We start from the raw sequence: 13,045 nt of genomic DNA on the forward strand, positions 1-13,045 counted from the left end.
AGATAACTTGGTGAGTGAAAGATGTGTTTGGTGACTATTCAGTAAGCAAAGTATTTAGCTTTATTGTATAGATTTAAAGGAGGAGTAAGGTGTATATGAATTGGTTTAAATTTTCTTATCAATGCAATTACATTCTTGGCAAGTATTTTTTTAAGTACCCAAGGCTTACAGGTGCTCACTGTTAAACTTTTAAATTTTAGATCGTGAGTAATTTGCTTGGTCTATTTCCCACTTATCAGCTGTGTGAGGATCTGTTTTTACCAGGAATTAAGCAAATCAAATGGATCTGAGCTCCTGTTGCGCAGTTGACAAAATAAGCGACAATTTGGATTAAACTTTCTTTCCAACATACTTCTTATTGTTCAATACCGTATTTATTGCAAACTCGAACTCGATTTCAGCAGCATTTTTGTTCAGAAATCCGTTTGCTCCTGCGGCCATATAACTAGTAGCATGGCCCATTTCATTTCTTCCGCTGTAGACCAGAATCCGGGCCTCGTTTTGCAAACTTTTGATCTGTGATATCATTTCTACACCTAGTCCTCCCGGAATACCAAGATCCAGTATCACCAAATTCATGTACTGGTAGCCAAGTACTTGCATGGCTTCTTTAAATGTTCCAGCAGTGTGGGTCTGAGATGGTTGGATAATCCTTATAACGCTATTTTCTACCGCGAGCCGAACCAATGGGTGGTCGTCCACAATCAGTATATTTTTCATAAAAATGTAAATATGGTTTGTTTACAAAACTACGTTGCTACCAAAAGCTATCCTAGCTTTAGGTGCCCGTCTTACTCTCTTTTTCGCCCGTTCCAAACTATAACATTCGATAATATAGTTGGTATTATTCTAGATTTGGTGGCAAATGAGCCTTTGAGGTGACTTAGAATCAATTCTATGTCAATGCTTCAAATTCTTTTGGTACTTCTTAACCAGTGCCAAATTAAGCTGTATATACTTTCTCGGACGATATCACTGACGAAGAGGAATAATAAGAATCGATGGATATAACCAGTAAAAAAACTCAGGCCAAAAATTAGATGGCCAAGGTTAACAATAAAGAAATATTATTACCATGCGACAGAAACACATATTAGCCATCACTTATCTTTTTTTTAATTTAATTACCTGCTTGTGTATCCAGCTGCACGGGGTAAGACAGCAGATTCATTCCGTGCAGCTGCCGCGTAATGGCTGGTTTGCAGCACTACATGCAGAGGATAAAAATGTAGGCCCTAGAAATTTTTACCGTTTTCAAAACTTTAAAATTGCACCTTTACTTTTTTTTCCAGTAGATGCTGGCTATTTGATTGAGCACAAGCGTTTTGTTCGGATGGGTTATTGGCAGTCATCCATTTCGTTGCTTTACATTTTAGCCGTCCAAGTGAAAAAAGATGTAATGCAACTTGGCATTCCTTTCGTTAACGGTAACGCTTATAATAAGAAGTTTAGTCCCGAGAGTTACAAAATTACTTTTGAATTTAAAAAGCAGTGGTGGAAGTCTGGTTGGGCTTTTTTTCTTTTGAGTGGTATTTTTATGTTTACTTACTTTACACTGAAAAAGCGGCGTGCTGCTTTGAGAAATAGAAAATATCAAAACATTTTGGCAACTGAGCGTATTTGGAATTTAAAGCATGCTATCTCAATCCTTGATAACTCAAAAAAGAGCGTAGAACAAAGGCTTCGTGTGCAGTCGCATCTTCTCGCATCTATTTCTCATGATATCAAAACTCCATTGAGTTTTGTAAGTGCAGTTGCTAAGGAAGTAAAGGTTCTTACACAGACAGGACAGTACGACAAGGTATTGGAAATGACTGAAGTAATCGCATTCACGGGTGAGGAGATAATTAAACTAATCGGAAATTTAACTTCATTTATAAAAAATAGTATGAATGGAAAAGAGATTGAGCTTTTTCATGTAAATTTAAAGGAAGTAGTTTTACAGAAAACAAAGGTTTTCGACCATGTGATAAGTTTGCAAACTGGCCATCTGACCATCAATATTCCACCAAATATCTCTGTCAGGACCAACCCTGAATTGTTAGGCGTAATGATCCATAATCTGGTGGATAACGCGATCAAAGTTAAAAATGGTAATCATATCAATATTACTACAGTTACTATTGCTGGAAAGATTCACCTAATAGTCAGTGATCATGGGCCAGGAATGCCAGCTCATTTCATTGATTGGCTATCGTCAAATGACTCCAAGCAAATAACTATTTCCAGAGGGCCGTCTACAACTATCGGCCTTGGATTAGTGCTAGTCAAAGAGATTTCCTGTATGCTTGGGATAGATGTTATGATAGAGAACCGTCCTGGCGCAAGTATTTGCCTAAAATTTCAGCAGTAGGCGATAAGCTGTAATGCATATTTGGCAAACAAAATATATAGCAGTACATTTTGAAGCCGGATTATTTTAATAAGCTGGTTTAGGTTCAAATTTCATCGACACACATGATAATGTGCATAACCGCCAAACTTCAATGTGTTTGGCTAGACAGAACTTTGTAGTTCAATAATACTATTGCAAGGTGAATATTGAGGCACTAATTTTTAAAGCTGCGAAGAGTGATTTGTATATTTATTCCTGAAACTAAATTTTTTTTGAAGTCTATTCTTACCATGCCCTCCTAACTTAAAGGTTTTAAGTCTTCAAGGGATAGATTTGGTAAGTACAAAGGAAAGTATCGAAAGAGCCTTGAACAACCGTGAAGCCTTTCAGGATTAAAATTCAACATTTTTATTCCACCTTCCATTTCATACTTCAAATTAAATGCAAGCAATAGGTCTACACAATAATGAGGTACAGATCTATATTAAAATTAAATATCAGAGATAAAGGGAGTAAGAATCATTTCATTAAAGAAGATTGTTTCACGGGCATATTTGGATAAGTTAGTCTACTGGCAAAGGCCCATCGTAATCAAAAAATTCTTTTGTCTTAATCTTTAATGCATATGCCAATTTGAATAAGGATGTCAAGGCGATATTTTTCCCATGTTCAATTCTACTTATATCACCATTGTTAATCCCAGAAAGTATTTCTAAATCAACCTGAGTTAAGTTTCTGAATTTTCTCAATTGCTTTATTCTTTTTCCCAACTTTTCGAGTTCCTCTTGTGATTCTTCCGCCATTGCCTGATTTTATTAGACAATATTGGTATAGAAACTTGGAATATAATTTGGGTTTTAACCCAAATTATATTATATTTGTAGAGTCATTTGTATTTTTAACGAATTACGGACCCTTTAAATAGTTTTGAAGCGTTCGTTAATTGTAAAAATTATAAAACTGATAATTATTGGAACTGTAACAAGTTGAATAGCTTACGACCTAGGCGTGGGTTCGGCTTCTTGGTCCCGTGTCTACCAGTACCTCTAATGAAACAAGTTGAGTTCCAAGCCTTCCAGGGTATTTGCCGCATTTTGGAACTGAGCTAACTTTAATGCCTTTTGTTTCACGCTGCTTTATGTAGCACAATCAAATTGCGCTTATGATGTCGATTCTTACATTAGTGATCTGTCCTCCTGATTGAAAATCTAATTTTCTTGAATTGCTCGCCTTTATACAGTTGTATGCGGTGTGCAGTTTGTTCGTTTTTGTGCGCTTCGGTTTACATTTAAACGGACTGGAATTTCTATGTTTTCTTTAATCTTCATTGCAATGAACTCACGTTTTTGCTCTCTAGGCAGACTTATGCCATATTTTTTTTATTTCACTCTTTTTCTGATCCTGCTCTGGTGTTGGAAACCCGCTTCAGCGCAGACTGTTTCATCGGCCACTCAGATCCCTGCCGTTTCACCTGGCGCACTTCGGATAGGCGAGAAGGTACCACAAATGGCCTTTCCCGGCGCCTTACGGTATTCGTCATCTTCCATTAAACTGTCTGATTTTAAAGGGAAGGTGCTGATTCTTGATTTTTGGGCCACTTGGTGTGGGCCTTGTGTAGGCATGGTCGGGCGTATGGATTCGCTTGAAAAAAGATTTTCAGGCCGGGTGCAGTTTCTTCCAGTCAGTTCCCAAACTGCGCAGGAGGTCATGTTGTTTCGCCAGAAACTTACAAGGCGTACTGGCCTTCGTATAGAGTCACCGGAAGTCGTTGGGGATAGTCAGTTGAAAAACCTTTTTCCCTACTCCGAAGTGCCGCATTACATCTGGATTGATCCGGATGGTATATTCAGGGCTCAAACCGGTCTGGGTCAGATTACCGAAGGGCATCTGGAAGCTTTTCTGAAAAATCACAGCGCGCCGCTTGCTGAGAAGAAGGATGAGAACCTACTTGGCTATCATACTTCAAATGGCTCTCTACTTGATTTTTTTGGATCGCAGAATTCGCCACTTGGAGCTCTGGAATATTTTCATAGTTTCTTTTCTGGCCGAATTGCAGGACTTCAATCGGCAATGAGTTTTAGGACTCCTGGGCCAGGGCGGAAAAACTGGAGGATTACTTTCACTAATTCCGTCCCGCTTGGAATGTTTAAATATGCCTATGGCAAGGGGCAACAGTTTTTATCGGCCGGCGAAATTATTCTTGATGTAAGTGATCCATCGCTTCTTCAGGGGCCAGGTAAGGAAATATCATACCAGGACTGGCAACAGCAGCATACCTATTGCTATGAGCTTGTTGTGCCACCGATGCTTGTGGATAGCGCCTTTTCGGTTTTTAAAAAAGATCTTAGCAGTCTGTTTCCACAGTATCAGGCTTCGGTAGAAAAAAGAAATCTTCCAGTGCTGGCATTAATACGGACAAGCAGTGAAAATAAGCTTCCGGCAGGTTCGGGTACTTTTCAGGAAAGCTACGATGGTTTTAACTACCAGCTTCGGCACAGCACCATGGAAGGATTCACAACCAGTTTGAATGGAATTTATATGACCAGCTCAAAGCTTCCTATTGTTAATCTGACCGGTATCACTTCTGCTTTTGATATGGATATGGAAGTGAAGTTTTCTGATTTAGCCGATTTGAATCAGGCACTTTCAAAATTTGATCTCAAAATTGTACAGAAGCTTGAAGTCATTGAAGTGCTCGTCATCAAAGACCGTCCTAAGTTTAGCGCGCGGTTATCAAAATAAATCCTAACGCTGGATACCACTCCTATGAAAATATCTTTTATCGCAATAATGATCAGCATTGCCATGCTTTTGAGCGGCGTGATCTTTCGCGCTCATGCGCAGTCAACCATTGAAGGAATGGTCATTTCTCTTTCGGACAGTACGATTCTGCCTGGTGCCGTTATTAAAATCAAAGGCCGCCAGGTAGGTGTCAATGCCGATGCAGCCGGCCGTTTCAGTTTGCCTATTGAAGTGTTTCCTTCTGATATAATTGTTTCTTACATTGGTTTTACGTCAACCGAGGTCCATCTCGAGGGGCCTCCGGCTGGCCGTTTTATTATTGGGCTTGCTGTGGATGTCAATCAACTAGCTGAGGTGGTCGTCTCGACCGGATACCAGAACATTCCAAGGGAGCGGGCCACAGGGTCATTTTCCTCTGTAAATACCAGCCTTTTAAACCGCAGGGTCTCTACGGATATTCTTAGCAGAATCGATGACGTAGTACCAGGGCTGATCACCAATAAAGGGAAAGGCAATGCGCTTGGGCTCTTGATCCGGGGTCAGAGCACCATTAATTCATCGACTCAGCCACTTATCATTATTGATAATTTTCCTTACGAGGGTGATCTGGGCACGCTCAATCCGAATGATGTGGAAAGTGTAACCGTGTTAAAAGATGCCGCAGCGGCTTCGATTTGGGGATCCAGGGCCGGAAACGGGGTTATTGTCATCACCACAAAGAAGGGTGGTACTAACCGCCCGCCGCACATCAGTTTTAACAGCAACCTTACCATAAGCGAAAAGCCAAATCTTTTCTACCAGCCCAGAATGAGTAGTAGTGATTACATTGAAAGTGAAAAGTTAATGTTTACCAAGGGGCGCTACACTTCCGCTGAAAAAAATGCGAACAAATATCCTTTCACACCTGTGATTGAACTTTTAATCGCAGCCAGGGATAAAAACATTACCCAGCAGCAGGCTGATGCCCAGATGGATGTTCTCAAAACCCAGGATATTAGAAACGATTACGAAAAGTATTTTTACCAAAACGGGGCAACTCAGCAGTATTCACTGGCCCTAACCGGCGGTACTGAAAAACAACGTTATAACTTTTCAGCAGGCTATGACAATCGCATTGCTGTCGAAACAGGTAACCGCTATCAGCGTTATACGATAAGTGCAGGAAATACCTTTCAGCTTTCCAAAAGGCTGGACCTGACGACTAACATCTATTATGCGCAGAGCAAAAATGTTGAGAATAACCCCGGGCCACTAACTTACACCAACGCGATTACCGGTTATACCGGAGCCCCCATGTATCCATATGCCCAGATCGCAGATCAAAACGGTAACGCTCTGGCCATTATTAACACCAACCGGGCATCTTTTACGGAAGCATCGCAGAATAAAGGGCTTTTGAATTGGCAGTACAAGCCACTGGACGAGCTCAGGCTGGCTGATAATAATACTGGTCTGACCGACTACCGTATCAATGCGGTGCTCAATTACAAGCTGCTGCCAGGGCTGGGCTTTGGTGTGCTCTACCAATACGGCCGTGGCATCACCAGCGGCAGTAAATACCAAAGTCAGCAGACATACTATACCCGCAATTTGATAAACCGGTATACTTCGATCAGCTCGGCAGGTGTTCTGACAAGGCCCATTCCGCTTGGTGGAATTATGGACCGAAGTGGAAGCGAGTACACCAACCAGAATCTGCGCGGTCAATTTGACTACAACAAGAGCTGGAAGCTGCACGAGCTGAGCGCGATCGCAGGAATGGAACTTCGTGATCTGCAAAGACAGGCCGAAACCAGAAGAATCTACGGCTATGAAGATGAATATGCCACCAGCAAAGCGGTCGATTACATCTCATCCTTTACTTCGTTTATTAACCCTGCGGCAAGTCTAAAGATCCCTTATTTGGATACACAATCTGCCAGTACGGATCGGTACCTTTCCTACTATGTTAATGGTGCCTACAGCTTCAAGCAGCGCTACACTGTCTCTGCCAGCGGAAGGATCGATCAAAGTAATCTGTTCGGGGTCAAGACAAATGCAAGGGGAGTGCCGCTATATTCAGTGGGCACGGCTTGGAACCTTTCACAGGAACCTTTCTATCATCTGTCATGGCTGCCTGCTCTAAAATTGCGTGCGACGCTTGGTTATGCTGGTAACAGTAACAAAAATGTCTCTGCTTATACGACTGCTTCCTTTGGAAGCCGCGGCGATGCTGGGACAGGAGCCACCTATGCAAGTATCCAAAACCCGCCTAACCCCTCTCTTCGCTGGGAGCGGATCAAGACGTTTAATCTGGGACTTGATTTTGAAAGCCGCGGAAGGGTGATCACTGGAACTGTGGAGTACTATCATAAAACGGGAATAGACCTGATCGGGCAAATGCCGTACCCTGGCTCATCCGGCGTGAAGACTTTTACAGGTAACTATGCATCCACTTCGGGTCATGGTATGGATGTTACCCTAAGCGCAAAGATCCTTGATAAAAATTTTAAATGGCACAGCCAGTTGCTATTCAGTCAGGTAATAGATAAAGTGAAAAGCTACGCAGTTGTATCTACTGCGGCCTACTACCTGGGAAGTGGTGATGGCGGGCTAACGATTCCTTTGGAGGGCAAACCACTTTATTCAGTTTACAGTCTTCCCTGGGCAGGGCTTGAAGCCTCAACAGGTGATCCGCAGGGATATCTGGGTAAGGAGGTCAGTAAGGATTATGCCGCGATGCTGCAGATCGACCCTTCAGCTATGACTTATCACGGAACCGCGCGGCCGAAATACTTTGGGTCAATTCGTAACACCTTTAGCTGGAAAGCGCTTAGTCTTTCGGTGCTTTTTAACTACCGTTTAGCGTATTTCTTCAGGGAAAATTCTGTTTCTTATACACAGGTATACCAGGGCATTGTCACGCACGGCGATTACAGTCGAAGGTGGCAAAAGCCGGGAGATGAGCGAAGCACCAATGTGCCTTCAATGCCTAATCAGATCAATTACAACCGTGAGAGTTTCTATGCGCTGTCGGCAGACCGTGTCAAAAAAGCGGATCACCTCAGACTCCAGGATATTAATCTGAGCTACACGCTTTTAAGACCATCTGCTTCCAGACTGCCTTTTCGGACAATGCAGCTTTACATGTATGCCAGTAATTTGGGCATCGTGTGGAAATCTTATAAAGGTAAACTAGATCCGGACTATGCACAGGCTTCGTTTGCGCCTGTGCGAAATTTAAGCCTTGGTATTAAAATGGACCTTTAATCTTGATGTTATGCTCAAATATTTTAAGACCCTGTCAATTTTATGTCTGGCCGCTGCTTTCTTGTGCGCGTGCGACAGTGACTTTCTGGATAAAAAGCCCCAAAAATCACTTTTGATTCCCAAGACTGCTGATGATTTTCAGGCACTTTTAGATAATAGTGATGATTTGATGAATAAAACGCCTGTGTTGCCCTTGGTTGCTGACGGTGATTTTTGGGTCACAGAGCCCGTGTTTCAGAATCTTTACAAGGAGACAAAAGATACTTATCTTTGGAGTGGTGAAACCCAGAACCAGCTTACTGACTGGGACAGCCCATATCAGCAGGTATTTTATGCTAACGTGGCACTGGATGGTGTCAGCAAATTAAGTGGCGAACAGGCCGGACGCATCCGCGGGCGCGCTTTATTCTACCGGGCATTTGGCTTTTATCAGCTTCTTGTGCAGTTTGCCGCGCCCTACCAGAATTCCCAAGCCCAGTCAGATCAGGGAATCCCGCTGCCGCTGACCGCAGATGTAGGCCGCATATTAAAGAGAAGTACGCTTTCGGAAAGCTATCAGCAGGTACTTGACGATTTAATTAATGCCATTCCGATTTTAGAAGATGTTCCCCAGTATCTGACACGGCCATCAAAACCTGCGGCACTGGCGCTTTTAGCACGGGTGTATCTTTCCATGGGCGAATATGAGAAGGCTGCAGATTTCTCACAGCAGGCGCTGGATATAAAAAATACGCTGATCGACTACAATACGCTTGACACCACCCTGGCCGTTTCCTTTCCGCTACCACTTGTAAGCGGTAATCCGGAAATTCTATATTACAGCCGTGGCTTGACAACTTTCTTTGCTGATCCGGCAGTGATGGTCGATAGTACTTTTTACCGGTCTTACCAGTCGGCAGACCTAAGAAAAAGCCTGTATTTCACGCCTTCACTAAATTTCAAAGGCTCATATACCGGGACAACTTTTCCTTTCGGTGGGCTGACTACCAGTGAGCTGTATCTAATCAAGGCTGAATGCCAGGCAAGGATGGTTGGCGTAGAACAGTCGATGAAGACACTAAACTCACTGCTTGAAAAAAGGTTTAAACGTACCTCTTTCAGGCCTGTGACAAGTGGCTCAGCGCAGCAGGCGCTCACGCTGATTTTGGACGAAAGAAAAAAAGAGATGGTACTTCGGGGAGTGCGCTGGGGTGATCTGAAAAGACTTAACCTGCAGCAGGGCCTTGCAGTCAAATTGACCCGGTCAATGGGTGGCAAATCCTACGAGTTGCCCGCCAACGATAAACGTTATCTTTTTAAAATACCACTCGATGAGCTGTCTGCCAATGAAATACCGCAAAATCCATAATGGCTATGGTTTCAGCGGTGATGTTCAAAAAAAATCCGCCGGTTTTAGTCCGGCGGATTTTCAATCAAAAATTAGAGCGATGCCTGACCGGACTGCACATCGGAAATGACAGTGCCTGTTCTAACCGCCTTACACTGTGTAGCGGCAGCCGAACATTCCACATTTTGCCCTGCCGGGATATCCGTCCAGGTAGGTGTCGGCTGATCCGGCGTAGAATTAAATACATTGTAGTTGGGCTCAGCGGCTGCACCAACCACACCAAGTGAACCGCCTAAAAGCATGGCAGCAACAAACAGATAATCAAGCTTTAACTTTTTCATAACCTTAAAATTTAAAATTTTAAAATGAAACATGCAATGGTCGCTTACTCTGTTTTCAGGTTTTCAGCACTCCCTGGCGATAGTAGGGCAGCCTTCCGGGCTGAGCCTGCTTCGTCTGTTGGTATGGTTCAGCCGGTCTGCTGGTCAGCATTTCCAGATTTTAGCATCCAGATTCCGGTTACTGAGACTAGTAGTAAAACCAAGTTAAAAACAAAATGCACCCCAAAGCTCATATGCTTAAGAACGCCTCCGCAGCTGCAAGGCACCCGCTCAAAAGCATTCAAAAGCACCAGGCCCATGTACCCTGTGAAAACACTCATTAGTAGTGCAGATCCATAAAATCCGGTTCTTCTTGTCTTTTTAGTGCACAGCATTAGGACCACCAGCGCTTCGGATAGCGGAATCAACCATAGTAAGTAAGGTACCCAGACTTTGGGTACCGCTTGATTCATCAGTTCACTTTCAAAAGTTGAAAGGTTTGAGAGTTTAGCAACTGCTGTATAAACAAAAAGTAAAATCAGCATTGCCGTGATCATACGTAACAGGTTTGTTTTCATCGCATTTATTTTACATCCTTGGCCAGTGATTCGGAATGAAATTTGCCCTCACCCATTGACACGGCAATAAAACTAGAATGAAAAAAAAGGATGTAACTTCCTGTATCGTAAGTGAATAAATATTTATTTTTTGTATGAGCACATGTTTATGCGCGATTTTTAGATCGTTTTAATCAGAATTTCTCCGGATTCCGCTCATTCTGCCGGGAGAAATTTCCAGGTAGCTGGCAATGTCTTTTAGCATAAGGCGGGGAGATGGAAAAATCTCATGAAATTGCGCGTATCCCTGGGCTGCCGGCAGTGAGCACAAAAACGATTTGAGCTCACTGTAATTTCGGTCTTCAAGAATGATCTTGCTGGAAAGTTTGGGTGCCTCGCGGAAACTGTGATATAAATAAATAATGGAGCTGTCTGAGAGCGTTGTCACAATACTGTCTTCTAAAAACAGGATCCGGTCTGCTGCTGTTTTGTGTACCGGCCCGTTTGCCAACAGCATAATTTGGCCTTCTTTCCAAAAACGGGTCACATGTTCTTTGCCTTCCTGATCTTCATAATAACCCTTAGCAAGACCACTCTTGATATACCAGATCATAGGCGTCTGACCTTTTTGTCTGAGAATATCTCCCTTTTTGTAATGCTTTTGCAGCAGCGCCTGATCTAGGGCGAGTGTGAATTGTTGACCAAGTGGATAGAGCGACGCAAAATGATCGGTTAGTTTTAGATTTTCCATAATATAGATCTGTTTATGGTGTCAGTATTCTTTAATCCAGGTAATAATTGATTCGAGCAATTTGATGACTGTCTGTTTGTCCTTTTCTTCAAAACTGTAGGATTTTGAGCGCATACTGTCCCAGGATATTTCCTGTTTTCTGGGTGTGGAAAGAAACGGTACAATGCTCTCGAAGACAGCGTTCATAGAGCGGGCTTTAAGGATTCTGAGTGCGTCGAGTGCCCTGAGAAAAAGGCCGATTTGATCAACTGAGAGTAGTACCATTACCTTGAAGGGTTCTGTGCTGGCCGGCACAAGACTTTCAGTCGGGGTAGTAGCCCAGCGCGACTGCTCTTTCAGGTATCCGATTTCCTGATTAAACCAATTTGAAATAACCTTTTGCACATCCGAATCCAAAGGGCTCAATTTTACACCCTGTTTGCGGTGCATCTGGTTGAATTGCTTATAGCTCAGAAGTAGCTGCGTGATTTTCTCACCAAGCGGCTTGACAGAATCAACACGACGGGACAAATGCTGCGTGTAATAGTTTATAAAAGGACGGCTGTTAAAATTCAGATAAACCAACAGCTCCAATAAGGCATGATCCATATCAGTGGTTTGATCCTTGGAAAGAATCTGCTCAAGTCCCCGGAGCACTTCCCGTTGATAGAAAATGTTGCGAAAACTTGTAGGCTGTATCTTAGCATTACTGGTGTCCGCACCCAAAGATCCCAGTAAGATCATAACCAGATCCGGATCAACATTTCTTCGGGTTAGCTCTTCTCTGACCCTGCTGATGCAAAGTTGGCGCTCCTTGCCAAACTGGTCCAGGTATGCCAGCGGTACACGGTCGTCCAGATCCAGATATTCTTCAAAACTGCTTTCGATGAAGTTAAGCAGATCATAAACACAGATCGTAGTTATGTGTAGCGCGCTTGCAGTCAAGGTATTGAGCGGGTTGATCTGTGATGCTGCCCGGGCAGTCTGATCGAGAAGAATTAAAAGACTCCCGTAATGCTGTTTGATTACATGCTGACTTTTGCGTCTGCTGGCAAGAGTCAGGCTTTGGTTGTTTAAATAGGCAATGTATTTTTGTTTTTTCAGCTGAACTTGTTGGGTTATGTTTTCATACTGTGCACCGCTAAGCGTATTTACTTCGGATTCCGACGAATCCAGGGCAATGGTGATGATAAAATCCAGCCATTCCAGGGTATTCTGCTTTTCTATCATGAGAACATCGAGTTAAAAAAAACTAAAAATCTTCAATCGTAGAAGGGAAGGGAGCTATCGTGATTTGGGGTGATGATAGAAAGTTGTAAATAAGCCGTTTAGGTCAAGCTTATAAAAGCGCAAAAGCAGCTCTTTAAGAGCTGCTTTTGCCGTAGGGACTTAAATAATTTTACCCTCGGGTATTCAGCGTGCAGATCATCCCGCTGGTAGTGATCGGGTCTGGACCTGATTTTTCTGACTTTTTCTGCCAGATCCGGCTTTTAAAATAGTTCAGGGGAATCTCTTTGAAAACGATCTTTTGATGCTTTTTCATAATTATCTGTTTGGTTTGTGAAAAATAGGACCGGTGGCAAAAGAAATATTACAGACTTGGATGAAAAAAAATATGTTGCCACGGGTAGTCATTTTGATTTGAACAGCTCCACTTCAAGTTTAAATCGTGCTTTTACCATTGAAACCCGGGATCAATGGTAAAGAATAGTTTTCTTGCTAAGAGACCGTCCTTGTTGGGGTTAAAGTGTTGAGTGCAGCCAGTCTTTTCGCTTGACGTTTGCC

The 13,045-nt window shown here is 42.9% G+C and carries 11 protein-coding genes; 4 read left to right on the forward strand and 7 right to left on the reverse strand.

What is annotated here, in order from left to right; all coding sequences use genetic code 11:
- Positions 1-330: 330 nt before the first annotated feature.
- Positions 331-720: a response regulator transcription factor gene (locus LXL81_RS04870; RefSeq protein WP_234645584.1), complete on the reverse strand. Its 390-nt coding sequence runs from the start codon at positions 718-720 to the stop codon at positions 331-333.
- Positions 721-1,075: 355 nt separating this feature from the next.
- On the opposite strand from LXL81_RS04870, the gene LXL81_RS04875 reads away from it, so the two are divergent.
- The gene (locus tag LXL81_RS04875) at positions 1,076-2,353 is read left to right on the forward strand and encodes a sensor histidine kinase KdpD (protein WP_234645585.1); all 1,278 of its coding nucleotides are present in this window, start codon (positions 1,076-1,078) and stop codon (positions 2,351-2,353) included.
- A 545-nt stretch (positions 2,354-2,898) separates the two neighbouring features.
- Here the strand turns inward: LXL81_RS04875 and LXL81_RS04880 are convergent.
- Complete coding sequence (locus LXL81_RS04880; protein ID WP_234645586.1) at positions 2,899-3,138, reverse strand: helix-turn-helix domain-containing protein; 240 nt, start codon at positions 3,136-3,138, stop codon at positions 2,899-2,901.
- Between the two features lie 529 nt (positions 3,139-3,667).
- On the opposite strand from LXL81_RS04880, the gene LXL81_RS04885 reads away from it, so the two are divergent.
- From LXL81_RS04885 to LXL81_RS04895, 3 genes are read left to right on the forward strand one after another with little or no spacing between them, the layout of a single operon-like run.
- Positions 3,668-5,077, forward strand: a complete 1,410-nt coding sequence (locus LXL81_RS04885) for a redoxin domain-containing protein (RefSeq protein WP_234645587.1) — start codon at positions 3,668-3,670, stop codon at positions 5,075-5,077.
- A 24-nt stretch (positions 5,078-5,101) separates the two neighbouring features.
- Positions 5,102-8,326 carry a SusC/RagA family TonB-linked outer membrane protein gene (locus tag LXL81_RS04890; protein WP_234645588.1) on the forward strand — a complete coding sequence of 1,075 codons (3,225 nt, stop codon included), beginning with the start codon at positions 5,102-5,104 and terminating at the stop codon, positions 8,324-8,326.
- Between the two features lie 10 nt (positions 8,327-8,336).
- Positions 8,337-9,674: a RagB/SusD family nutrient uptake outer membrane protein gene (locus LXL81_RS04895; protein ID WP_234645589.1), complete on the forward strand. Its 1,338-nt coding sequence runs from the start codon at positions 8,337-8,339 to the stop codon at positions 9,672-9,674.
- 71 nt (positions 9,675-9,745) lie between these two features.
- Here the strand turns inward: LXL81_RS04895 and LXL81_RS04900 are convergent, their stop codons facing one another.
- From LXL81_RS04900 to LXL81_RS04920, 5 genes are all read right to left on the reverse strand, one after another.
- On the reverse strand, positions 9,746-9,994 hold the full coding sequence (locus LXL81_RS04900; RefSeq protein ID WP_234645590.1) for a hypothetical protein: 249 nt from the start codon (positions 9,992-9,994) through the stop codon (positions 9,746-9,748).
- Between the two features lie 128 nt (positions 9,995-10,122).
- The gene (locus LXL81_RS04905; protein WP_234645591.1) at positions 10,123-10,551 is read right to left on the reverse strand and encodes a MauE/DoxX family redox-associated membrane protein; all 429 of its coding nucleotides are present in this window, start codon (positions 10,549-10,551) and stop codon (positions 10,123-10,125) included.
- A gap of 169 nt (positions 10,552-10,720) precedes the next feature.
- Entirely contained in the window at positions 10,721-11,281 is a 561-nt protein-coding gene (locus LXL81_RS04910) for a Crp/Fnr family transcriptional regulator (RefSeq protein WP_234645592.1), read from the reverse strand.
- Between the two features lie 21 nt (positions 11,282-11,302).
- A complete protein-coding gene (locus LXL81_RS04915) occupies positions 11,303-12,490 on the reverse strand; it encodes a hypothetical protein (protein ID WP_234645593.1) in 1,188 nt (395 codons plus the stop codon).
- 169 nt (positions 12,491-12,659) lie between these two features.
- Positions 12,660-12,803 (reverse strand): hypothetical protein, encoded by a 144-nt coding sequence (locus LXL81_RS04920; protein WP_234645594.1) that lies wholly within the window; start codon positions 12,801-12,803, stop codon positions 12,660-12,662.
- Positions 12,804-13,045 lie beyond the last annotated feature (242 nt).

The organism is Dyadobacter sp. CY356 (genome assembly GCF_021440195.1).
Lineage (GTDB): Bacteria > Bacteroidota > Bacteroidia > Cytophagales > Spirosomataceae > Dyadobacter.